The sequence below is a fragment of the Brevibacillus reuszeri genome, assembly GCF_002897295.1.
Classification (GTDB): Bacteria; Bacillota; Bacilli; order Brevibacillales; family Brevibacillaceae; genus Brevibacillus; species Brevibacillus reuszeri_A.
In genome coordinates, this window is sequence record NZ_BEXF01000002.1 from 470,419 (window position 1) to 493,221 (window position 22,803).

The following is a 22,803-nucleotide window of genomic DNA, read 5'->3' on the forward strand; positions in this document are numbered from 1 at the left end:
CCTCCTACGCTCACTTCTCCGCATTTAGTAAATCTACGATTCGTTGCAAATCTTCCTGTGAATAAAAGTCAATTTCGATTTTCCCGCGTTTCGATCCTTTTTTGATTTTAACCGAGGTTCCAAAACGACTACGCAGCCTTTCCTCTATTGCGATCAAAACAGGTTCGTTTTTTGCTGGCTTTTTCTTTTTTGTTTCACGTGAAACACTCAATTGTTTCACCAGTTCTTCTAATTGTCTGACGCTCAGACCTTTATCAACAACATCCTTGGCGAGCTGCTGCTGTGCTTTTTCGTCCGTTACTGTAAGCAAAGCACGTGCATGACCCATAGACAAGTCAGCAGCGGAGACCATTTTGCGAATACCTTCTGGCAATTGCAACAAGCGCAGCATATTGGCGACATGCGGTCTACTCTTCCCGATCTTTTTCGCTAGCTGATCCTGAGTGTAATCGTGATGAGCAATCAGCTTCTCATATGCTTCTGCTTCTTCCAATGGATTGAGATTTTCACGTTGCAAATTTTCGATGAGGGCTATTTCCATCAGCTGTTGATCCGTATACGCCTTCACTACTACCGGGACCTGCTTCAGTCCAGCCAGCTTTGCAGCGCGCAAACGTCTTTCACCCGCTACCAGTTCAAACCCCTTAATACTTTTCCGTACAATCAGAGGTTGGATAATCCCATGCTCCTTAATGGACCCTGCTAATTCATCAATGGCTGATTGTTCGAATTCCTTACGGGGCTGATACGGGTTGGGACGAATCTCACTCGTGGAAACTTCTTTTACTTGTTCCCCTTCTTCAATGAGATTGGACGTAATAAGTGCATTCAGCCCTTTTCCCAAACCTCTACTCATACCCCTACCACTTCCTTCGCCAAATCAGTATAGACTTCCGCACCTCTTGAGCGCGGATCGTACGTAATAATGGCTTGTCCGTGTGACGGTGCTTCACTCAAGCGAACATTCCGTGGAATAATCGTTTTGTATACTTTTTCCTGGAAGTACTTTTTCACTTCTTCAATGACCTGGATTCCCAGATTCGTACGTGCATCGAGCATTGTCAAAACGACGCCCTCGATCGCCAACTGTGAGTTGAGATGTTTTTGTACCAGACGAATCGTATTTAACAATTGGCTCAAACCTTCAAGCGCATAGTACTCACACTGAATAGGGATCAGCACCGAATCAGCCGCGGTCAGGGAATTGACAGTCAAAATACCCAATGAAGGCGGGCAGTCAATAATGACGTAATCGTACTTGTCCTTTACAACCTCTAACGCCTTTTTCAAACGAACCTCGCGCGATATGGTAGGAACAAGCTCAATTTCTGCACCTGCCAATTGAATGGTGGCAGGAATGATCATCAGGCCTTCGATGTCTGTAGGCAGAGTGGCATCGACCGGGCTGATGTCGTTAATCAGTACGTCATAAATGCAGTACCGCACATCGGCTTTATTAACCCCGATCCCGCTGGTTGCGTTCCCTTGTGGATCAATATCGACCAGCAGCACCTTTTTCCCCAATGCGGCCAAACAAGCACTTAGATTGACGGACGTAGTCGTCTTCCCAACGCCGCCTTTCTGGTTCGCAACCGCAATGATTTTACCCAACTTCTCCACCTCTTTTTTTCATGTAAGAAAAGTAGAGATTGTTCAACTACCATCTCTCCTTTCCCTTATCACTCTCCAGAACACGCTGCTCATTGCTTTGGCGAATTCTTTTCGAAAAATGACTGCAATTTCGTTTCTCGTCCACTACACATTCATACGTATAACTTCTTGCTTAGGAAACACATCTACCCGTTCCGTTCGGAGAAATCCTTCTGGCAGAAACGATTTCTCGTCTATTCGATCCTCTTTTTCGTGGATCTTTATTTAGAAAGCACCCGTGCTATCGCAAAACAAAGAATTCTATCGTTATTTCCCATGTTACCAGATTTGACGCTTGCCCGTACGCTGTTTTTTTGATAAAGAGCCAATTTGTCCATTATTTTTGTACGAACAGATGCCTTCGTCCCCTTTTTTACAGTCCTGCTTCACAATTTCGGTAACAAACTTTACCAGATGCGATTTCTTCCTTATATAATGCTGAAAAAAGTGCTGGGGAATCACTCGGGGCTCTTTTCTCCCTATCCGCTAAACCCTACAAATATGAAGGAAAATAGCCCGCTAACCAAGAGACTCCTGCATCATTTGACCAAAAAGAAAAGCGACCTTGTCGCTAGTGTTCACCTTGTATGGGCCAGAACGCCTCGAATCACGTTCCTATTATTTCCCCGCTTCTTTATTTTTCGGGATGCGAATGGTGAACTGATAAAATTCATCATGATCCTCTTCATCAGTTTCAACAGTCAAACCAGTTTGGATAACCATATCAATGGATTGACGCACTGTATTGATCGCAATCCGTGCATCTCTGGAAAATGCTTTCCACCGCGGCTTTTGTTCCTTTTCTTTCTTCGGATTGTCTGCAACCTCCAAAAGCTGTTTGACACGAACCTCAGTCTGCTTGACGTTCCATTCCCGCTCGATGATCTCAATCAGAACCTTGATTTGCAGCTCGGCATCTTTAAGCGGAATCAGCGCTCTTGCATGGCGCTCCGTCACTTGTCGAGCTAACAAGGCATCTTGGATTTCCTGCGGCAAATGAAGCAATCGCAGCTTGTTGGCAATTGTCGATTGTCCTTTGCCCAATCGTTGTGCGAGGCTTTCTTGCGTCAAATTGTGCAGATCAATCAATTTTTGATAGGCAACTGCCTCTTCAATCGCTGTCAATCCTTCACGCTGCAAATTCTCAATCAATGCGATAGAGGCTGTTTGCGCATCATTAAAGTCTTTGACAATCGCAGGAATTCGCTCCATGCCCAATTTTTTTGTTGCACGCAAACGCCGTTCCCCAGCGATCAATTCGTATTGACCGTCGCGCATCCTTACAACGATCGGTTGAATCAATCCATGAGTCCGAATGGTTTGACACAACTCATCAATTTTCTCGTCATCAAACACAGTTCGAGGCTGATACGGATTAGGAACAATCTCCTCTACTGGTATTTGCTTGATTTCTTCGTTGTCAGTTTTGTCGGTCAACCCGAAAATCCGAGAAAATGAATCTTTAACTGCCATAGAAAATCCCCCACTTCTACCCGTTCCATCCATGCTAGTTCTAAGTACATATTGCTTCTTTCATGAAACGTAAGAAAACCTCTATCGAGGCATCCCCAAAGAGGAGCGACCGCATGTAGCGGAAAGTTATCATACGCTCCAGTTAAAAAACCGCTATCGTGGCCTACCCTGCTGCGAGCGCCGCATTTTATTGGAGAGTTTTTATGCGTTCCAGAAAGTTGTAGCAAATTGTTTTCATGCTGTGGAGCACTTGGTCTTTGTTACTTGTTTTTGAAAGCTTGGTTGGGTCATGCCCTTTGGCTGAGCACTGATGTATTTCTAAGAGGCCTTTACGAGTAACTCCTATACATACATATCGGTCAATTACCAAAAAGAAATAACTAGCTCGTCCACTTCGATAGCTTCTAATACAAAAGCAGGTTGTCTTCCTCGCTTTTTGGTACCTCCACGAGGTTCCAGCATGACGAATCCAGGCATACCAAGCTCCTGACAATACTTCGTTTCGCGATTCCTAGTGCCATAAAGCAGCACAAAGCCACTTCTTTTCTTTTCCGTTTCGCCAAGCATTCCAAAACGAGCACGTAAAAAAACCTCTATCGAGGCCTTCTCAAGGAGGGCGCCCGCGTTTTAGTGGAAGGCTATTTTGCGTTTCAAAAAGTTTAAGCAAGATTGCTTTCATACGGCGAAGAACTTAAACTTTCTTACACGTAAAAAAAGAATGACCTACAACTCTTGTACTAGATTCATTTGTCTTTGTCGTATACACATCGGTCCATTGCTTTTTGGGCATTGCTTTCCTAGCCCTACTTACCTATCGCAGCACAGCTCCCCCTTGCCCATCCTGCAAAAAAGTAACTTTTTCTTTGACTAAAGTCTTAGTATCCCTGATTCGATTCTTCTCAATTTCTGTATCTATATGTAATTCTTCAAGATTCGCCCAATTCCTGCTACTGAAAAACGTTTCACGTGAAACATCAATCGTGATCATCATCACAAAAAACCCCGTGGCTCCGCCTTTTCTCCCGCTCTTCTTGCCCTATACTTTCATCAGTCGGATGTGAAATCTTGGTGACATGAAAAAGCCGCGGAAATAAACGATGAAAATCCAATGTCAGATAAGCAAAAAACGCAGCAACGATGGCCGTTATATACATACCCGCGCTAAACATTAATCCAATCGCTGAAGCCACCCACATTCCGGCTGCTGTCGTCAAGCCTTTGACTGATCCGTTGTATTTGATAATGGCTCCTGCCCCCAAAAAGCCCATTCCTGTAACAACCTGAGCGGCAACCCTCCCCGGATCATGATTCATTCCACTAGAAGAAAAACCATAAATAGAAGCTAGTCCAAACAAGCAAGAACCAAAACAGACAAGACTGTACGTCCGAAATCCTGCCCCTCTTTGCCGACTCACATCCTTAATGAATCGTTCCCGTTCCCACCCCATGATTGCTCCAGCGAGAAATGCCAAAAACAAACGCAGCAAAATCGTCGGCAGTTCCGGTGGGAAAAACAGAGCTAGCGCTGTTTCCATGCTTGCATCATCCTCTCAGACAAGCATTTCCTTTGCAGAAGGTTACTTACATGTCTATGCTGTCTCCCCAGTCTGCATGCAAGCTGACTACCATCCTGGCTTTGAAAAAGAGGTGCTCCAAAACGATCTATCGAGGACGACTTCTGGATAAACGTGTGTAAAATTTATTCATTCCGTAATCCAAAAGAAAAGATCGCAGCCCTTTTAATGACCAGGCTACGATCTTTCTCATTTCTGCCAGTGCCTCGATTTACATAAGCGGCTTTTTGGCAGGGACCCCTGCTTTACGCGGATACCCCTTTGGCGTTGCTTCTATTTTTTCGATAACCACGATATTTCTTTCTCCAGCATCCTCTAACAGCTGGAAGGTCTCTACTTTCCGTGTCTTTCCACCGAGCGTCTTGATTGCCTTCTTTGCTTCATTCAATTCTGGTGTAATCTCTGCCCCTTTCAGAGCAACGAAATGACCACCTACTCTTGCAAAAGGTAGGCAAAACTCAGAAAGCAGATTCAGACGAGCAACCGCTCGAGCAACTACTAAATCAAAGCCTTCACGATACGCTGGCTCCTGTCCACGATCCTCCGCACGTCCATGAACGGGATGAACATTTTCGAGACCCAATTCATTTGCTACATGCGTGAGAAAGCTCATGCGCTTGTTTAAAGAATCGATGATCGTCATTTTCAAATGGGGAAAGCAAATTTTCAAAGGAATACTCGGAAACCCTGCTCCTCCACCGATATCCACCACTGTTTGCACTTTATCAAAAGGAAAGTAGAAAGCCGGGGTAATCGAATCGTAAAAATGCTTAATGTACACCTGGCCCTCTTCTGTTATTCCTGTCAAATTCATTTTTTCGTTCCATTCTACGAGTAAACGAAAAAAATGGTCAAACTGCTCTTTTTGGCGATCTGTTAGCGAAATGCCCTGAGCAGCAAGCTCCTGGGCAAATTGTTCTTTGGTCATGTGCTCTTCTCCTTACTCTGCCGCTCCCACGCGATTATACTGCTCCAAATACACCATCAACACGGAAATGTCTGCGGGAGTAACCCCGGAGATACGCGCTGCCTGACCAATGTTTAACGGACGAATTCGAGTCATATTCTCACGAGATTCCTTGGACATACCCGAAATTTGGTGGTAGTCGATGTTTTCAGGAATACGACGCTCCTCCATCTTTTTCATCCGTTCTACTTGCTGCAAGGATTTGCGAATGTATCCATCGTACTTAATTTGAATTTCAACCTGCTCGATGACATCCTCTGGCAACGGTTCTGGAGCTGGTGCCATTTGCATAATGTGGCTGTAATTGATTTCCGGTCGACGTAGCAGCTGTGCAAGCTCAATAACCTCCGTCAATTCCGGAGAGCCAGCAGCAACCAACACTTCCTGCACGTGTGCCATGTCAGGACGTACACGTGTATTCATTACGCGTTCCTTTTCCTGTTCAATCAACACCCGTTTTTGCTCAAAACGCTTGTAGCGATCTTCGCCGATCAGACCGATTTCATGTCCGATGTCTGTAAGACGCAAATCCGCATTGTCATGGCGCAATAACAAGCGATACTCTGCACGAGAAGTAAGCAAACGGTATGGCTCATGCGTACCTTTGGTCACCAGATCATCAATCAAAACACCGATATATGCCTCATCTCGGCCCAAGATAACAGGCTCTTTCCCCTGAACGCGACGAGCAGCATTGATTCCAGCCATCAAGCCCTGTGCCGCTGCTTCCTCGTAACCCGAGGTCCCGTTAATTTGACCAGCAGTAAAGAGTCCTGGCAAGAGCTTGGTTTCTAGTGAGGGCCACAGCTGCGTAGGTACGACTGCATCGTATTCAATCGCATAGCCTGGGCGCATCATTTTGACTTCTTCCATACCAGTCATCGAGCGCAGCATAGAAAGCTGTACATCCTCCGGCAAGCTGGTAGACAAGCCTTGCACGTACATTTCTTCCGTATTGCGTCCCTCTGGCTCCAGGAAGATCTGATGACGAGGTTTGTCGTTGAAGCGAACTACTTTATCTTCAATGGATGGGCAATAGCGTGGTCCCGTACCTTCAATCATTCCCGAGTACATCGGTGCCCGGTGCAGATTGGTGGTGATTAAACCGTGTGTTTCTTCGTTTGTATACGTAAGCCAGCAAGGAAGCTGATCCGTAATAAATTCAGTTGTTTCATAAGAAAAAGCACGTGGCACCTCATCGCCAGGCTGAATCTCCATTTTCGAGAAATCTACGCTGTTTTTGTGAATGCGCGGTGGTGTTCCTGTTTTGAAACGAGTCATTTCAAATCCGAGCTCTTTCAAATGATACGCCAGACGAATCGACGGACGCATATTATTCGGTCCGCTTTCATATTGCAAATCACCCAAGATGATTTTTCCACGCAAATACGTTCCAGTGGTCAAAACAACCGCTTTTGCCATATAGCGTGCACCTGATTGGGTCAAAACCCCTTCACATACGCCATCGTTAACGATTAATTCTTCGACCATCGCCTGACGCAAAATCAGGTTCGGCGTATTTTCAATCGTTTTTTTCATTTCATGCTGGTACGCAAATTTGTCAGCTTGCGCGCGCAATGCATGCACAGCTGGTCCTTTTCCCGTATTGAGCATACGCATTTGGATATGGGTTTTGTCTGTATTGCGCCCCATTTCTCCACCAAGTGCGTCCAATTCTCTCACGACATGGCCTTTTGCCGGACCACCGACAGAAGGATTACATGGCATAAACGCCACCGCGTCCAGATTGATTGTCAAAAGCAGCGTATTACACCCCATCCGTGCTGCTGCCAGTGCCGCTTCAGCTCCCGCATGACCAGCCCCAATCACGATGACGTCAAACGAGCCGGCTTCATACGTAGGTACAACATTCATTTTTTCTCCTCCTCCTTGTTAGTAATGCGATCATATTACTTACCCAGACAGAACTGGGAGAAAATCTGGTCGATCAAATCCTCGCCGACACTCTCGCCGATAACTTCCCCGAGCAGCTCCCATGCCTTTTTGATATCGATCTGTATCATATCAACCGGCATCAAATCATCAATTCCTGCAAGAGCATCATCGATTGCACGATCCGCCTGACGGAGCAGCTGAATATGACGAGCATTGCTCACATACGTCAAATCATCCTGCTGCACACGTCCGCTGAAGAAAATATCCCCGATCGCCTGCTCCAGTAGATCAATACCAGTCTCTTCACGAGCAGATGTCATGATTAACGGCTGCTGCGGGAAATGTTTTTTCACTTCTTCCAAATCGACTTTTTGCGGCAAATCGAATTTATTTACAATGACAATCACATGGAATCCTTTGGCGGCTTCAAAAATCGCGTAATCATCGCGGCTAAGCGGCTCATTGTAATTGATGACAAGCAGGACAAGATCCGCTTTTTGCAAAAGCTGTCTGGACTTCTCCACGCCAATTTTCTCAACGATGTCCTCGGTATCACGAATTCCCGCTGTATCAATCAAGCGAAGCGGAACACCGCGTACATTGACATACTCTTCAATCACGTCACGAGTCGTCCCGGCCACATCTGTGACAATCGCTTTTTCTTCCTGAACCAGACTATTTAATAAAGAAGATTTTCCTACGTTTGGTCGTCCAATAATGGCTGTTGAAAGACCTTCACGCAAGATTTTCCCTTGCTTCGCTGTCTGTAGCAGTCGCTGGATCTCTTCTTTTACTTCTACACATTTTCCTCGCAAGAAGTTTTGCGTGAATTCCTCGACGTCATGCTCCGGATAATCCAACGTCACTTCTATATGAGCCATCGCTTCGATCAGATTTTGACGCAGTTCTCGAATCAGCCTGGAGAGCTTTCCCTCCACCTGATTGAGCGCTACCTTCATCGCCCGATCTGTCTTCGCCCTAATCAAGTCAATAACAGCCTCTGCTTGGGACAAATCGACGCGTCCATTTAAAAACGCCCGCTTCGTAAACTCCCCAGGCTCAGCCAATCTGGCACCGTTGTCCAAGATCAGCTCCAACACCTTCTCCACGGACACAATTCCTCCGTGACAGTTTACCTCTACGACATCCTCCCGCGTAAACGTCCGCGGTGCCTTCATCAAGGAAACCAGCACCTCTTCCACTCGTGCATCCGTCTGTGGATCATAAAAATGTCCGTAGTGAATGGTATGGCTGTCCACAGTGGACAACTGCTGTTTTCCTTTGTATATCTTATCCACAACTTCGATCGCCTCCGGTCCACTTACCCGGATCACAGCAATACCGCCTTCACCCATCGGTGTCGCGACCGCCGCTATCGTATCGAATTTCATGCTATTCACCTCTAGCTTTCCACTAAAAACAAGTCAGCCACTAACTTACTAGCTTAACAGATCGCCCTCAAAAATTCCAAAAGAAAGTGCAGATTTTACGGCTCTGGCGATCGCTCAATAGCAAAAAGCAACCCTGCGCCTCAAGGTTGCTGCCACACGTTTGTTATCCACAGTATGATCTTTTTCTGCCATCTCCAATCCTACCACGGATTATCCACAGTGGATAACATCAAATACAGATAAAAGAGGCAAAAATTTGTTGCTTTTGAGATTGAAAATAACGATATATGCAAAAAAAAGAAGCCTAACGAGAGGCTTCTTTTGGTCCGATGACGATATAACGATTGGGTTCGTCCCCTTCGCTAAAGGTAACCACATCTGCTCTTTTTTGCAAAAAGGCATGGATTACTTTGCGTTCAGCTGCTGACATGGGCTCCAAACGGACATCGCGTTTGGTAGAAAGGGCTTTTTTAGCCACTCGATCCGCCAGCTGCTCCAGCGTTTCTTTGCGACGTAGCCGGTAATTCTCAGCGTCCAACGTGATGCGTACATGTTTCACCGCATGACGGTTCGCTACGACGTTTACGAGATACTGTAATGAATCAAGAGTTTGTCCCCTACGGCCAATAATGATTCCCAGATTGGTTCCCTGGATGTCAAACAGCATGCCCTCTTCAGTTGAACGTGTCTCCACTTTGGCATTTACCTTCATGTTTGACAGTACATCTTGAAGAAAGTCACGTCCCTGTGCAACCGGATCAAAGTGAAATTCAACCTCCACTTTGGCGTCCTTGGCCCCAATCAATCCAAACAAACCTCTGCTTGGTTCTTCCAGAACACGGACACTTGCCTTTTCACGCGGCACACCCAATTCCAGCAAAGCTTTCTGCACAGCATCGTCTATCGTTTTTGCCGTAGCAACCACCTTTTTCACTTGGAGGCTCCCCCCTTAGGAACAGGCTTATTACTACTATCGCGGTACAGGAAGTACGTTTGCACGATAGTAAACAGGTTTCCGTACACCCAGTACAGAGACAGAGCGGAAGGCAACGTCACTGCAATCGCCAGAATCATAAGCGGCATCATGACAATCATCATTTGCATCTGCGGATTGCCTTGTGTAGCCTGACCCATCATTTTGGACTGCAGGTAGGTCGTAATTGCCGCAACGATCGGCAAGATGTAGTACGGGTCTTTTTCACCCAAGGTTAGCCAGAGGAAGCTCTGTTCCTTAATGGCTTCCGTACGAATAATCGCATGGTAGAACGCAATCAGGATTGGCATTTGTACCAGCATAGGCAAGCAACCTGCCAATGGATTGACACCATTCTTTTGGAAGATCGCCATTGTTTCTTGTTGCGCTTTTTGTGGATCATTCTTGTACTTCTCACGGATTTTTTGCATCTCAGGCTGAAGCTCTTGCATTTTCTTCGAGCTCTTGATTTGCTTTACCATAAGTGGCAGTACAATCAGACGAATGATGACTGTAGCTACCAGAATACCCAATCCGTAGTTGTTACCGAGGATTAATGCGCTCTCACTAATCAACCAGGACAGAGGATAGACTAAATACTTGTCCCAAAAGCCGGTTGCGTCAGGGCCGATTGGCGCAGCTGTCTGTGGATTACAGCCCGACAACACTAGAACCAGCAAGGTCAGCATAAGAATGCTGAGGGTGCGTCTACTCAAGGGTGATCCTCCTTTTCCCCGCTTCAATTGAGGTATACTTATTTGCGTTGATCCGGGACTGGATCAAACCCGCCCGGGTGAAACGGATGGCATTTAAGGATGCGACGAAGTGCCAACCATCCTCCCCTCCACGGACCAAATCGACGAATCGACTCGATAGCGTAGTGGGAACAGGTGGGCGCGAACCTGCATGATGGTGGTGTCAGTGGAGAAATAAACAGCTGGTATCCACGAATCAACCCAACCATGATTTTCGCCAACATCGCTTCACCCTCTTTTTCCATTATGTACGGGTGCCTGTTTGATCACTTTGGCTCGTTTCATGACGTGCAATAGTGACTGCTCAATGGCTTCAAGGGTCATCTTTTCCACTCCTGGTCTCGCTATGATGACGAGATCAAGACCGAGTGGAATGACGGTTTCCAGACGTGCTACCGCCTCGCGTATGAGCCGCTTGACCCTGTTACGTATAACGGCGTTGCCAATTTTTTTGCTGACGGAAATCCCTGCGCGAAAAGCGTCTTGTCCCTCTTGCTTGGCTGAATACAGGACAAATTGCTTATTAGCGGCAGAGCTCCCTCGTTGAAACACAGCTTGAAAGTGCTCATTTTTTTTGAGCCGGTGTGAACGATGCAAGGTAAACAACCCCTAACATCACAATTATAGTAGAAAACGCAAACAGCATCTACCAGTATATCCTTGTTTCGTTCACTTTTTTCCCATAAGTAGCTTCGGTTTAAAAGAAAATCGAAAAAAAGCAAGAAAAGACTGCCCTCGGATTAGCCAATTCTAGCTATCATTTCGTCGCTAATCGTATGTATTCGCTGAATAAGTCCCTCGTCTGCCTCCAAAAAACCGAGTTTTTTGAGCGGTAAAGAAAGCTCTTTGGGAAGTGACTCCCAGTGCTCCTCCAGCCAGCGATCAGCGTCGACACAAAGATACAGCCAGATTGCTTCCGAAAACAACAGGAGCCATATGTCCTCTTCCTCTTCTTTTCGCTGCATACGCTCTACCTTTTTGTGAAGCAGTTCATCATTTAGCGGGTCAAGAGCAAACATGCCCCCATCCTTCTGTGAAAGCAGGTAATCCCGATAGGCGGCAATCAGCTTCATTCTCTCCTGAAGATCCTGCTTGCCCTCTGCGCTTTCCTTTATAAGCCTCTCTACCTCATCCGTTAGGCCCACTTCTTTCATCATCTGAAATAGCCCACGATCTGCTACTGTCCCCCTGCAAAAATAAGTGAACAGCTGTACAGCTTCGATCCAGCTAGCCCATGCTGCCAAAAAAGCGGAGTAGCCACGTCCCAGAGAAAGTGCCTGCTTTGCATGCCCCCGATACTCCTCTATGATCCTCTTTCCTTGGGCTAGCATTTTGCTCTTGCCCTCTTCGGAATCAAGATAGTCGCACATAGCATGCAGCCAGGCCAAATAGCGCCCATCAGAATCGTGAATCAATCTGGCTTCTTTTATATAGCGCCATGACCACGGATTTTCGTATACGGCTTCATTCGTCGGTACCGGATGAACATGAAGCTGAATGATCTGTCCTCTGAACCAGCAATTCTCACTCGTGTGGTCACTTATCCCCTCCACGATGATGTTTAGGTCAAGATCACTGTACGCATCTGCCTCTCCTCTTCCGACTGATCCTCCCGCATACGCATAAAGTAAACCCGGAAAAGCTTTTTCAGCTAAGAAGTCTTTGGCTGTTAAAACAAAAAAGTCGGTAAAATTCTCGTTCCGTTCCATGGATTCCCCCCTGCCTCTGCTGCAACCTTTCAGTAGCTAGGTAATTAAACTCCTCCAAAAGGGTTCAACATCATTGCAGGACTTCCTCTTTCACATGAACAAAGAATTTTCCGACTTAAATCGCAAACAAAAAGGCCACTGAAAGCGTGGCCTAAGCGGAAAGAACTTTTCTACCTCGTTGACGACGAGCAGCCAAAATTTTACGGCCATTTTTCGTGCTCATGCGCTTACGGAATCCATGATCCTTTTTGCGCTTACGGTTGTTAGGATTAAATGTTGGTCTCATTACTATACACCTCCGCCTTGCACAGACATTCTTTTGCATTATAAAAACATATACCTAAAAAGTCAAGTGACAGTGGAATTCATTTACCAAGGCAAATATCCCCATAAAACTATTTCCCGGGTCTGTGGATATCATTTTATCCACAAAAACAAGATTCGACAAGTTTATCTACAGCTTGTACACAAAATATGGACATGTGCATATGTACCAAGCACCAGAGGTTGTGTTTGTGGATAAGTGTGAAAAAACCATTGATACCATGCGTTATATCTGTTATTATGTTTTTGTTTTGATGCGTGAATAACTTCTGAAGGTAAAATAGGTTTTCCACAGCATGTGGATAAGTTTGTGGACAGATTCCCTCCTGTGTGTATTTTCTTACTCACAAGGGTGCGGATAACCGTCTGCTTTTTTTCTCTTCTCCGGGTGTAATCCCTTTTTTTCGACTATTTTTATCCACAGTCGACAACCATCGACCATGTTGACAAATAGGTCGCACATAGCACAATTTTGCACTTTTTTCGTTATATTTTCGTTCGATGAAATCATTTTACGGATGGACCAAAAGGAGGGATTCTGGTTGGATGCAGCGATTAGCGAGCTATGGCGCAAAGTTTTGGCCAAGATAGAAAAATCGCTAAGCAAACCCAGTTTTGATACCTGGCTGAAGGCGACGAAAGCAACTACGTTAGAAGAAGATGCATTGATTGTCGTAGCACCCAATGACTTTGCAAGAGATTGGCTAGAAACCAGGTACGCTCAACTGATTACCGATACACTATATGAAGTAACTGGTATCAATATGAAGGTAAAATTCGTCGTTTTGCAGAATCCAGACCCCGCATTTGCCGATGAACAGCCTAGCCCACGGGTAAAAGCCAGTACTCCACCTACTGCTGCGGATGATCAACCGCCCAGTATTTTGAATCCCAAATACACCTTTGACACGTTCGTCATTGGCTCCGGGAATAGATTCGCACATGCGGCATCGCTAGCAGTCGCAGAAGCTCCAGCAAAAGCATACAATCCCCTCTTTATTTACGGGGGTGTCGGACTTGGCAAGACCCACTTGATGCACGCAATTGGCCATTATGTCATTCAGCACAATCCTTCGGCGAAAGTGGTCTATTTGTCATCTGAGAAATTTACCAATGAGTTCATCAACTCGATTAGAGATAACAAGGCCGTCGAGTTCCGCAATAAATACCGGAGCGTGGATGTCCTTTTAATTGATGATATTCAGTTCCTAGCTGGAAAAGAGTCTACCCAAGAAGAATTTTTCCATACATTCAATGCCCTTCATGAGGAAAGCAAGCAGATTATCATCTCCTCTGACCGGCCTCCAAAGGAGATCCCGACGCTAGAGGATCGTCTGCGCTCCAGATTTGAATGGGGTCTTATCACGGATATCCAGCCACCGGATTTAGAGACGCGGATCGCCATTTTACGCAAAAAGGCGAAAGCGGAGAACCTGGACATTCCTAATGAAGTAATGGCGTATATCGCTAACCAGATTGATAGCAATATTCGCGAGCTGGAAGGGGCTTTGATTCGTGTCGTTGCCTACTCTTCCTTGATCAATCGCGATATTGATACGCAGCTGGCTGCCGAAGCATTGAAAGATATCATCCCGTCTTCTCGCCCGCGTGTTATCACAATCATTGACATTCAGCGAGCTGTGGGAGAAGCATATAATCTCAAGCTAGAAGATTTTAAAGCGAAAAAACGGACCAAAACCGTTGCTTTCCCAAGACAAATCGCGATGTATCTTTCCAGAGAGCTGACAGATGCATCCCTACCTAAAATCGGAGACGAATTCGGCGGGCGTGACCACACAACGGTCATCCATGCTCATGAAAAAATCTCTCGTGCCTTAGCTAGTGATCCGCAAATGCAGACAACGATTCAATCGCTCATTGAAAAATTAAAAGCACACCACTAAACCTGTGAATAACGCAAAAAGCCTATACACAACTTACCCACATGTGTATAGGCTCTCTTTTACGTATTCGATCCACATATCCACAAATCCACAGGCCCTATTACTACTTCTGTTAAAAAGATATATCCTAATAAGATATGAAAGATGCGCAGCCATTATGCACGAACTCGTAAAAAAATGGCGCCAACAAAGAGGGAGGAACAATCGATGCACATTACCGTTCAGCGAGACAAGCTATCCAATGCCGTATCGCATGTCAGCAAAGCGGTTTCCAGCCGAACAACTATTCCGATTTTGACCGGGATCAAGATAAAAACGGATGATGAAGGACTTACTCTGACAGCAAGTGATTCTGACGTATCCATTGAGGTTCAGATTCCTTTGGAAGAAGCGGGAGAATGGGGAGTTACGATCCACAAACCAGGTAGCATCGTACTGACAGCCCGTATTTTCAGTGAAATCGTACGCAAGCTGCCTAGCAACGAAATTCACATTCAAGTGGATGATCGCTTGGTGACACAAATTCGTTCCGGACAAGCTGAATTCACAATCAACGGGATGGATGCTAACGAATTCCCGCAATTGCCACACCTGGAAGAGGATAAAGTATTCAGTGTTCCCTGTGATCTTTTGAAAGCCATGATTCGGCAAACGGTTTTTGGTGTTTCGACATCTGAGATGCGTCCAATTTTGACTGGCTTGATGTGGTCGCTTGATCAAGGACAGCTGCGCTTTGTTGCTACAGATAGTCACCGTTTGGCTAGTCGTACAGCAATGGTGGAATGCCCTGAGGACCTTTCCTTCCATAACGTCGTTGTACCGGGTAAAAGTTGCAATGAGTTGGTAAAAATATTGGATGATGACCAAAATCCAGCTGATATCGTTGTAGCAGAAAACCAGATTCTAGTGAAATCGAAACATATTCTGTTCTACTCCCGTCTGTTGGAAGGAACCTATCCAGACACGACAAGAATCATTCCACAAGGCAGCAAAACAGAAATTACAGTTAGCACAAAGGAATTGCTGCAATCGATCGAGCGCGCTTCGTTGCTCAGCCGCGAAGGGAAATCAAATGTCGTAAAACTGGTTACTTTGTCGGATGGCACTGTCGAAATTACTTCAAATGCGCCTGAAATCGGGAAAGTAACGGATATTTTGATGCCAAAAGCGATGAACGGTGAAGAACTCAAGATCTCTTTCAACGCCAAATATATGATTGACGCGCTGCGTGCAATTGACAGCACAGAAATTAAAGCGAGCTTTACTGGCCCGATGAGTCCATTTGTCATTCGTCCAACTGATCATGACTGGATGCTGCATTTGATTCTGCCAGTACGCACCTACTAAGTGTTTTTACGCAAAAAACTGCTTTTACGTAAAAGGAAGGAGCCAAGCCATGGGTGAGGTTTCCATTAAGACCGACTATATAACTCTTGGACAATTTTTGAAGCTGGCGGAAGTCATTGACACAGGCGGTATGGCCAAAGCATTTTTGGCTGAAGTGCCGATCCAGATTAACGGTGAGCTGGACAACCGTCGTGGACGCAAGCTATATCCTGGCGATGAAGTGGCGATTGAAGGCTTTGGCCGCTATCAGGTGGTACGCCGCTGAGAGGAGAGCGTGATTCTTGTTTCTCAAGAACCTGTCGCTAACCAACTATCGCAATTACGAATCGTTGTCCCTGTCTTTTGATGGGCAGATTCAGCTGTTTATCGGCAATAACGCACAAGGGAAAACTAATGTTCTCGAATCCATATATGTTTTGGCTCTGGCCAAATCCCATCGTACGCCCCGAGATAAGGAGCTGATCGGGTGGGAGGCTGATTATGCCGCTATCCGTAGCGATGTTCTTCGTCGCTACGGTTCTGTTCGTTTGGAGCTGCAGTTGACAGCGAAGGGAAAGCGGGCCAAAATCAACGGAATGGAGCAGCAGAAGCTTAGTGCCTATGTTGGAGCTTTGAATGTAGTCATGTTTGCCCCGGAGGATTTGTCCATTGTAAAAGGAGCACCTGCTCAGCGCAGACGCTTTATTGATATGGAAATAGGACAGGTCTCACCGACATATCTATATTATTTGAGCAATTACAACAAGGTGCTTGCCCAGCGGAATCAGCTATTGAAGGATTTAGGCATGAAAAAAAGTAACTCGCTGGAAATGCTGGCAATTTGGAATACCCAATTAGCTGATTTAGCTGTAAAATTGTTACGAAAGCGTTTTGAGTTTATTCGTAAGCTGGAGACGTGGGCACAGGAAATCCACAGTGGCATTACCGATGGTAGGGAAATGCTCTCTTTGCATTACGAAAACTCTTCGCCTGTTTCGGAAGAGATGTCGGCGGACCAGGCTGTTGATCAGCTATTGGCTGCTTATGAAGAGGTTCGGGACCGAGAGATCATGCGGGGAAGCACCATGGTTGGGCCACACCGTGATGATTTTTCACTTAAAGTGAACGGCATGGATGTACAGACGTATGGCTCGCAGGGGCAACAGCGTACCAGCGCTCTGTCCATCAAATTGGCTGAAATTGAGCTGATAAAAGAAGAAGTGGGTGAATACCCGGTTCTTTTGTTGGATGATGTCTTGTCAGAGTTGGATGAACATCGACAAACCCTATTACTCGAAACCATCAAGGATCGGGTACAGACGTTTGTAAGCACAACGGGTGTGGAAGGCTTAAAGCATCAGGTTCTCCAGCAAGCCTCTCGTTTTTATGTGAAGGAAGGGAAAATCTCGGGAGAAAGGTAGGGGATCAGGGATGTTTATTCACATTGGTGGAGATACTGTGGTGAGCACAAAGGAAGTCATTTCCATTCTGGATCATCAGACGGTGAAATCCTCGAAAATCAATAAGGCTTTCTTGCTTGAAAAACGGAAAACGGTTGTTGATCATAGCGAGGAAGAAACCAAGTCGTATGTAATCACCCAAGACGCCATATACTGTTCACCTATTTCTTCTCTGACGCTAAAGCGACGCGCTCAGTTCGTGGACAGCTTGGATCAGGTTCCCTTAGTACAAGCTGAAGTGGAGGAGTTGAGTTAAGTAGTGGATCAAGTGACGACGAAAGATACAAACTACGATGCTAGTCAGATTCAGGTGCTGGAAGGGTTAGAGGCAGTTCGGAAACGTCCCGGCATGTACATCGGTTCGACCAGCGGCCGCGGTTTGCATCACCTGGTATGGGAGATTGTCGACAACGCCATCGACGAAGCGCTTGCCGGTTACTGTGACAATATTTTGGTAGTCATTCAGCCGGACAACTCCATAGCTGTAACCGATAATGGCCGGGGGATTCCTACCGGTATTCATGAAAAGACGGGGAAATCAACTGTAGAAACCGTTTTGACCGTTTTGCACGCCGGCGGTAAGTTCGGCGGTGGCGGATACAAGGTTTCTGGTGGTCTCCATGGTGTAGGTAGCTCGGTTGTGAACGCGCTCTCCGAGTGGATGGAAGTTGAAGTTAAGCAAAACGGCAACATTTATCACATGCGTTTTAGCGTAGGTGCTCCTGAAGCGGATCTCGCTATCGTTGGGGAAACCGAAGAGACAGGAACCAAGGTTACGTTTAAACCAGACCCGACTATTTTTACCGAAACCACCGTTTTTGAATATGACATTTTGCAAAAACGTATTCGTGAGCTCGCTTTCCTGAACAAAGGATTGCGGATTACGCTCAGAGATGCACGTCCTGAACAGGAGCGGGAAGAATCGTTCCATTACGAGGGCGGTATCGTGCAATATGTTGAGTACCTGAACAAAAACAGGGAAGCATTGCATGAAGAGGTTATTTATTGTGAAGGAGAAAAAGATGGCTTGCTGGTCGAAGTCGCTATTCAATACAACGATAGCTACGTCAGCAACATCTATTCTTTTGCCAACAATATTAATACACACGAGGGTGGTACTCACGAAACCGGCTTTAAAACTGCCCTGACCCGCGTGATCAATGACTATAGCCGCAAGTTTAACTTTTTGAAGGAAAAGGATCAGAATCTCTCTGGTGACGATGTGCGCGAAGGTATTACCGCGATCATTTCCGTGAAGATTCAAGAGCCTCAATTTGAAGGTCAAACGAAAACGAAGCTGGGCAACTCGGAAGCACGCAGCATTACAGAGTCTGTTTTTGGCGATCGTTTCAACAGCTTCATGGAGGAAAATCCAGGAGTTGCAAAGAAAGTAGTCGAAAAGGCTTTAATGGCTGCAAGAGCGCGTGAAGCTGCTAAAAAGGCTCGTGAAATGACTCGTCGCAAGAGCGCACTGGAAGTCAGCGCTTTGCCGGGTAAATTGGCGGATTGCTCTTCCAAAGACGCGTCTGAGTCCGAGCTGTTCATCGTAGAGGGAGACTCTGCGGGTGGATCTGCCAAGTCTGGTCGCGATCGTCATTTCCAGGCGATCCTGCCTTTGCGCGGTAAAGTCCTGAACGTGGAAAAAGCGCGTTTGGACAAAATTCTTGGTAATAATGAGATTCGTATGATCATTACAGCACTTGGTACTGGGGTCGGCGAAGATTTTGATATTACCAAGGCGCGCTATCACAAGGTAGTGATCATGACGGATGCCGATGTCGACGGATCTCACATCCGTACTCTTCTTTTGACGTTCTTCTACCGTTACATGAGACAGCTCATTGAAGCTGGGTATATTTATATTGCGCAGCCACCTCTCTTCAGTATCAAACAAGGTAAACAGCTGCACTATGCTTATACTGACAAGCAGCGCGATGAGATTCTCGCAACACTGAAAACAATGCCGAAGCCAAACATCCAACGCTATAAAGGGTTGGGTGAGATGAACGCGGATCAACTATGGGAAACAACTATGGACCCTAACATGCGCACGCTCCTGCAAGTGAATCTGGAGGATGCGATGGAGTCTGATATGGTCTTTGAAACTCTCATGGGCGATGAAGTAGAGCCGCGTAGAGAGTTTATTGAGCAGTACGCTTCAACTGTACGCGATCTAGATATTTAATCATGTACGAAGACTCAGCTGTTCTAGCGGTGTATTCTGATACATGCTAGGATAGCTGAGTTTCTTTATTGTTATTTATGTATCTCTGAAATTTTTTCAGTTTTTCCGGATAAAAAAACGAAAAATTCTATTGCAATGAAATAAAATCTATGCTAGATTATAGATCTAGAAGGAACACGGGCCTATAGCTCAGTTGGTTAGAGCGCACGCCTGATAAGCGTGAGGTCGGCTGTTCGAGTCAGCCTAGGCCCACCATTTATCTCCCCTTACATAAGCAAAAAGAAAGTGTGTGGCAATTCCCTTTTACGGGGCTGTAGCTCAGTTGGGAGAGCGCCTGCCTTGCAAGCAGGAGGTCATCGGTTCGATCCCGTTCAGCTCCACCACTTATTATTCCTCGGTAGCTCAGTTGGTAGAGCAATCGGCTGTTAACCGATCGGTCGGCGGTTCGAGTCCGTCCCGAGGAGCCACTTCTACACTTTTTGTAGCTTATAATCTTGGCCCGTTGGTGAAGCGGTTTAACACAGCAGCCTTTCACGCTGTCATACAGGGGTTCGAATCCCCTACGGGTCACCTATAGTACCCTGATCTGTAAATGAATTAATCTTTTATTCATTTAAGTTGACGGGGCCCCCACAAAGTATTCGGTGTTGCTACAATGCTTCACTTCACTTTGTGGGGTGTTTTGGAGGCTTAGCTCAGCTGGGAGAGCATCTGCCTTACAAGCAGAGGGTCGGCGGTTCGATCCCGTCAGCCTCCACCACTTTTACATTTTTTCAAATAGCATGGAGCTGTGGTGAAGTTGGAGTTCACGCCGGTCTGTCACACCGGAGGTCGCGGGTTCGAGTCCCGTCAGCTCCGCCATTCTTACTCAAGCAATGGTGGAACGAAAATGCTTGAGGCTCGGTAGCTCAGTCGGTAGAGCAGAGGACTGAAAATCCTCGTGTCGGCGGTTCGATTCCGTCCCGAGCCACCATTTATAAAAATAAATCGCGCCGGTATAGCTCAATTGGTAGAGCACCTGACTTGTAATCAGGGGGTTGTGGGTTCAAGTCCTATTGCCGGCACCACCAATTACCTTGGAAGTGATTTGTGCATCGCGTATGTACAATGCTCTTCTCGGAAATGATGGGGAGATAGTGAAGTGGCTAAACACGGCAGACTGTAAATCTGCTCCCTCCGGGTTCGGCGGTTCGAATCCGTCTCTCCCCACCATCTTTACTTCATGGCTATTGGGGTATAGCCAAGCGGTAAGGCAACGGACTTTGACTCCGTCATTCCTAGGTTCAAATCCTAGTACCCCAGCCATTTATGAGAGCCATTAGCTCAGTTGGTAGAGCATCTGACTTTTAATCAGAGGGTCGAAGGTTCGAGTCCTTCATGGCTCACCAGTTTTTAAAAAGCCAAAACTTCAAATGCGGTCATGGCGGAATTGGCAGACGCGCTAGATTCAGGTTCTAGTGGTGGCAACACCGTGGAGGTTCAAGTCCTCTTGACCGCACCATTACCCCAAAAAAGTGAAGTGAACCGTTGTAGCGTACTCCGAGTACTTTTCGGGGACCCCACAACTGATCAAAATATGCGGACGTAGCTCAATTGGTAGAGCGTCGCCTTGCCAAGGCGAAGGTCGAGGGTTCGAGACCCTTCGTCCGCTCCATAACATGTGCCCTTAGCTCAGCTGGATAGAGCGTTTGACTACGAATCAAAAGGTCGGGAGTTCGAATCTCTCAGGGCACGCCACTTTACTCCCAAAAGTGAAGTGAAGCGTTGTAGCCTATTCCGAGTACTTTTCGGGGGCCCCACAACAAAATAAAATCGGGAAGTAGCTCAGCTTGGTAGAGTACTTGGCTTGGGACCAAGGGGTCGCAGGTTCGAATCCTGTCTTCCCGACCATGTTTTACAACTTGATAAGCCGGTGTGGCGGAATGGCAGACGCGCGCGACTCAAAATCGTGAGGGAAACCGTGGGGGTTCAAGTCCCTTCACCGGCACCATATTTTTGCGGGTGTAGTTCAATGGTAGAACTCCAGCCTTCCAAGCTGGTCGCGTGGGTTCGATTCCCATCACCCGCTCCATTTTTTTGCGGAGGGATACCGAAGTGGTCATAACGGGGCGGTCTTGAAAACCGTTAGAGTGCAAGCTCACGCGGGTTCGAATCCTGCTCCCTCCGCCACAATTTAATTCATCTACTGTTTTTGGCGGCGTAGCTCAGATGGCTAGAGCGTTCGGTTCATACCCGAAAGGTCGGGGGTTCGATCCCCTCCACCGCTACCATAGGGGCATAGTTTAACGGTAGAACGAAGGTCTCCAAAACCTTTGGTGTGGGTTCGATTCCTACTGCCCCTGCCAAAGTTATATTTTATAAATCATGGCGGTCGTGGCGAAGGGGTTAACGCACCGGATTGTGGCTCCGGCACTCGTGGGTTCAAGTCCCATCGATCGCCCCATTTTTTTATAACCATATATGTCTCAGTAGCTCAGCTGGATAGAGCATCCGCCTTCTAAGCGGACGGTCGGGAGTTCGAACCTCTCCTGAGACGTTTTACATGCGGTCGTGGTGGAATTGGCAGACACACCATCTTGAGGGGGTGGCGGGGCGACCCGTGCGAGTTCGAGTCTCGCCGACCGCACCATTAAAAATTTCAATCGGATTTTTAATTTGATTGAAAAAGCACTTGATTCTCTGGAATGTATGTGCTATATTAGAAATCTAGCCGATAACGATAGAGATTTACCGAACGAAACATTATTTTCAAAAGGTGCTTGACTCGGTCGGGTGGATATAGTAAGATAAACATCTGCGCTTGAGATATTAGGCGCAAAACAAAATGCTCTTTGAAAACTGAACAGCGAAAGCGTTAATGAGTCTATCATTAAATGATTTGCCAGCTTTGAACCAGTAACAAACTTTATTGGAGAGTTTGATCCTGGCTCAGGACGAACGCTGGCGGCGTGCCTAATACATGCAAGTCGAGCGAGTCTCTTCGGAGGCTAGCGGCGGACGGGTGAGTAACACGTAGGCAACCTGCCTCTCAGACTGGGATAACATAGGGAAACTTATGCTAATACCGGATAGGTTTTTGGACCGCATGGTCCGAAAAGAAAAGATGGCTTCGGCTATCACTGGGAGATGGGCCTGCGGCGCATTAGCTAGTTGGTGGGGTAACGGCCTACCAAGGCGACGATGCGTAGCCGACCTGAGAGGGTGACCGGCCACACT

The 22,803-nt window shown here is 46.5% G+C and carries 20 protein-coding genes, 23 tRNA genes and 1 rRNA gene; 30 read left to right on the top strand and 14 right to left on the bottom strand.

What is annotated here, in order from left to right; all coding sequences use genetic code 11:
- Positions 1-10 precede the first annotated feature (10 nt).
- From C3B52_RS05240 to rpmH, 14 genes are all read right to left on the bottom strand, one after another.
- A complete protein-coding gene (locus tag C3B52_RS05240) occupies positions 11-856 on the bottom strand; it encodes a ParB/RepB/Spo0J family partition protein (protein ID WP_103105034.1) in 846 nt (281 codons plus the stop codon).
- Positions 853-1,611 (bottom strand): ParA family protein, encoded by a 759-nt coding sequence (locus C3B52_RS05245; RefSeq protein WP_049740466.1) that lies wholly within the window; start codon positions 1,609-1,611, stop codon positions 853-855. Before C3B52_RS05245 ends, C3B52_RS05240 begins: the two co-directional genes overlap by 4 nt.
- 657 nt (positions 1,612-2,268) lie before the next feature.
- Positions 2,269-3,123, bottom strand: a complete 855-nt coding sequence (gene noc, locus C3B52_RS05255; RefSeq protein ID WP_103105036.1) for a nucleoid occlusion protein — start codon at positions 3,121-3,123, stop codon at positions 2,269-2,271.
- 811 nt (positions 3,124-3,934) lie between these two features.
- A complete protein-coding gene (locus tag C3B52_RS05265) occupies positions 3,935-4,111 on the bottom strand; it encodes a hypothetical protein (RefSeq protein WP_164684707.1) in 177 nt (58 codons plus the stop codon).
- Positions 4,098-4,658 (bottom strand): MgtC/SapB family protein, encoded by a 561-nt coding sequence (locus C3B52_RS05270; protein WP_103105039.1) that lies wholly within the window; start codon positions 4,656-4,658, stop codon positions 4,098-4,100. The genes C3B52_RS05265 and C3B52_RS05270 overlap by 14 nt, the downstream gene beginning before the upstream one ends.
- Positions 4,659-4,908: 250 nt before the next feature.
- Positions 4,909-5,625, bottom strand: a complete 717-nt coding sequence (gene rsmG / locus C3B52_RS05275; protein ID WP_103105040.1) for a 16S rRNA (guanine(527)-N(7))-methyltransferase RsmG — start codon at positions 5,623-5,625, stop codon at positions 4,909-4,911.
- A 12-nt stretch (positions 5,626-5,637) separates the two neighbouring features.
- A complete protein-coding gene (gene mnmG / locus C3B52_RS05280) occupies positions 5,638-7,539 on the bottom strand; it encodes a tRNA uridine-5-carboxymethylaminomethyl(34) synthesis enzyme MnmG (protein WP_103105041.1) in 1,902 nt (633 codons plus the stop codon).
- A 35-nt stretch (positions 7,540-7,574) separates the two neighbouring features.
- Positions 7,575-8,951 (bottom strand): tRNA uridine-5-carboxymethylaminomethyl(34) synthesis GTPase MnmE, encoded by a 1,377-nt coding sequence (gene mnmE, locus C3B52_RS05285; RefSeq protein ID WP_103105042.1) that lies wholly within the window; start codon positions 8,949-8,951, stop codon positions 7,575-7,577.
- A gap of 304 nt (positions 8,952-9,255) precedes the next feature.
- On the bottom strand, positions 9,256-9,885 hold the full coding sequence (jag, locus tag C3B52_RS05290) for an RNA-binding cell elongation regulator Jag/EloR (RefSeq protein ID WP_103105043.1): 630 nt from the start codon (positions 9,883-9,885) through the stop codon (positions 9,256-9,258).
- Positions 9,882-10,640 (bottom strand): membrane protein insertase YidC, encoded by a 759-nt coding sequence (gene yidC, locus C3B52_RS05295; protein WP_103105044.1) that lies wholly within the window; start codon positions 10,638-10,640, stop codon positions 9,882-9,884. Before yidC ends, jag begins: the two co-directional genes overlap by 4 nt.
- A gap of 38 nt (positions 10,641-10,678) precedes the next feature.
- Positions 10,679-10,903, bottom strand: coding sequence for a membrane protein insertion efficiency factor YidD (gene yidD, locus C3B52_RS05300; RefSeq protein ID WP_103105045.1), 225 nt, complete (start codon positions 10,901-10,903; stop codon positions 10,679-10,681).
- Between the two features lie 4 nt (positions 10,904-10,907).
- The gene (gene rnpA / locus C3B52_RS05305; RefSeq protein WP_103105046.1) at positions 10,908-11,276 is read right to left on the bottom strand and encodes a ribonuclease P protein component; all 369 of its coding nucleotides are present in this window, start codon (positions 11,274-11,276) and stop codon (positions 10,908-10,910) included.
- 143 nt (positions 11,277-11,419) lie between these two features.
- Positions 11,420-12,388 (bottom strand): hypothetical protein, encoded by a 969-nt coding sequence (locus C3B52_RS05310; protein ID WP_103105047.1) that lies wholly within the window; start codon positions 12,386-12,388, stop codon positions 11,420-11,422.
- Between the two features lie 151 nt (positions 12,389-12,539).
- Entirely contained in the window at positions 12,540-12,674 is a 135-nt protein-coding gene (gene rpmH, locus C3B52_RS05315) for a 50S ribosomal protein L34 (protein WP_084766016.1), read from the bottom strand.
- Between the two features lie 556 nt (positions 12,675-13,230).
- Between rpmH and dnaA the strand changes: the two genes are divergently transcribed.
- The 30 genes from dnaA to C3B52_RS05465 all read left to right on the top strand — a co-directional run.
- A complete protein-coding gene (gene dnaA / locus C3B52_RS05320) occupies positions 13,231-14,616 on the top strand; it encodes a chromosomal replication initiator protein DnaA (RefSeq protein WP_103105048.1) in 1,386 nt (461 codons plus the stop codon).
- Between the two features lie 207 nt (positions 14,617-14,823).
- Positions 14,824-15,963, top strand: coding sequence for a DNA polymerase III subunit beta (gene dnaN / locus C3B52_RS05325; protein ID WP_103105049.1), 1,140 nt, complete (start codon positions 14,824-14,826; stop codon positions 15,961-15,963).
- Between the two features lie 49 nt (positions 15,964-16,012).
- On the top strand, positions 16,013-16,228 hold the full coding sequence (gene yaaA / locus C3B52_RS05330) for a S4 domain-containing protein YaaA (RefSeq protein ID WP_103105050.1): 216 nt from the start codon (positions 16,013-16,015) through the stop codon (positions 16,226-16,228).
- A 16-nt stretch (positions 16,229-16,244) separates the two neighbouring features.
- Positions 16,245-17,363 carry a DNA replication/repair protein RecF gene (gene recF / locus C3B52_RS05335; RefSeq protein ID WP_103105051.1) on the top strand — a complete coding sequence of 373 codons (1,119 nt, stop codon included), beginning with the start codon at positions 16,245-16,247 and terminating at the stop codon, positions 17,361-17,363.
- 10 nt (positions 17,364-17,373) lie between these two features.
- Complete coding sequence (gene remB / locus C3B52_RS05340; RefSeq protein WP_103105052.1) at positions 17,374-17,658, top strand: extracellular matrix regulator RemB; 285 nt, start codon at positions 17,374-17,376, stop codon at positions 17,656-17,658.
- Positions 17,659-17,661: 3 nt separating this feature from the next.
- The gene (gene gyrB, locus C3B52_RS05345; protein ID WP_103105053.1) at positions 17,662-19,587 is read left to right on the top strand and encodes a DNA topoisomerase (ATP-hydrolyzing) subunit B; all 1,926 of its coding nucleotides are present in this window, start codon (positions 17,662-17,664) and stop codon (positions 19,585-19,587) included.
- Positions 19,588-19,765: 178 nt separating this feature from the next.
- Positions 19,766-19,842: transfer RNA gene (locus C3B52_RS05350), tRNA-Ile, on the top strand.
- Between the two features lie 52 nt (positions 19,843-19,894).
- Positions 19,895-19,970, top strand: a tRNA-Ala gene (locus C3B52_RS05355).
- Between the two features lie 8 nt (positions 19,971-19,978).
- Positions 19,979-20,054: transfer RNA gene (locus C3B52_RS05360), tRNA-Asn, on the top strand.
- 29 nt (positions 20,055-20,083) lie between these two features.
- Positions 20,084-20,157, top strand: a tRNA-Glu gene (locus tag C3B52_RS05365).
- Positions 20,158-20,271: 114 nt separating this feature from the next.
- A tRNA-Val gene (locus C3B52_RS05370) sits at positions 20,272-20,347 on the top strand.
- Positions 20,348-20,371: 24 nt separating this feature from the next.
- Positions 20,372-20,448, top strand: a tRNA-Asp gene (locus tag C3B52_RS05375).
- Positions 20,449-20,484: 36 nt separating this feature from the next.
- A tRNA-Phe gene (locus tag C3B52_RS05380) sits at positions 20,485-20,560 on the top strand.
- An 18-nt stretch (positions 20,561-20,578) separates the two neighbouring features.
- A tRNA-Thr gene (locus C3B52_RS05385) sits at positions 20,579-20,654 on the top strand.
- Between the two features lie 60 nt (positions 20,655-20,714).
- Positions 20,715-20,799: transfer RNA gene (locus C3B52_RS05390), tRNA-Tyr, on the top strand.
- An 18-nt stretch (positions 20,800-20,817) separates the two neighbouring features.
- Positions 20,818-20,892 (top strand) — tRNA-Gln (locus C3B52_RS05395).
- A gap of 7 nt (positions 20,893-20,899) precedes the next feature.
- Positions 20,900-20,975, top strand: a tRNA-Lys gene (locus C3B52_RS05400).
- A gap of 26 nt (positions 20,976-21,001) precedes the next feature.
- Positions 21,002-21,088 (top strand) — tRNA-Leu (locus tag C3B52_RS05405).
- A 77-nt stretch (positions 21,089-21,165) separates the two neighbouring features.
- Positions 21,166-21,241, top strand: a tRNA-Gly gene (locus C3B52_RS05410).
- A 6-nt stretch (positions 21,242-21,247) separates the two neighbouring features.
- A tRNA-Arg gene (locus tag C3B52_RS05415) sits at positions 21,248-21,324 on the top strand.
- A 76-nt stretch (positions 21,325-21,400) separates the two neighbouring features.
- Positions 21,401-21,477 (top strand) — tRNA-Pro (locus tag C3B52_RS05420).
- Between the two features lie 18 nt (positions 21,478-21,495).
- Positions 21,496-21,577 (top strand) — tRNA-Leu (locus tag C3B52_RS05425).
- A 7-nt stretch (positions 21,578-21,584) separates the two neighbouring features.
- Positions 21,585-21,658, top strand: a tRNA-Gly gene (locus C3B52_RS05430).
- Positions 21,659-21,667: 9 nt separating this feature from the next.
- Positions 21,668-21,756 (top strand) — tRNA-Ser (locus tag C3B52_RS05435).
- A gap of 24 nt (positions 21,757-21,780) precedes the next feature.
- Positions 21,781-21,857: transfer RNA gene (locus tag C3B52_RS05440), tRNA-Met, on the top strand.
- A gap of 1 nt (position 21,858) precedes the next feature.
- A tRNA-Trp gene (locus tag C3B52_RS05445) sits at positions 21,859-21,932 on the top strand.
- 22 nt (positions 21,933-21,954) lie between these two features.
- Positions 21,955-22,030: transfer RNA gene (locus C3B52_RS05450), tRNA-His, on the top strand.
- 19 nt (positions 22,031-22,049) lie between these two features.
- Positions 22,050-22,123 (top strand) — tRNA-Arg (locus C3B52_RS05455).
- Positions 22,124-22,131: 8 nt separating this feature from the next.
- Positions 22,132-22,216, top strand: a tRNA-Leu gene (locus C3B52_RS05460).
- A 276-nt stretch (positions 22,217-22,492) separates the two neighbouring features.
- A 16S ribosomal RNA gene (locus tag C3B52_RS05465) occupies positions 22,493-22,803 on the top strand; the annotation flags it as partial.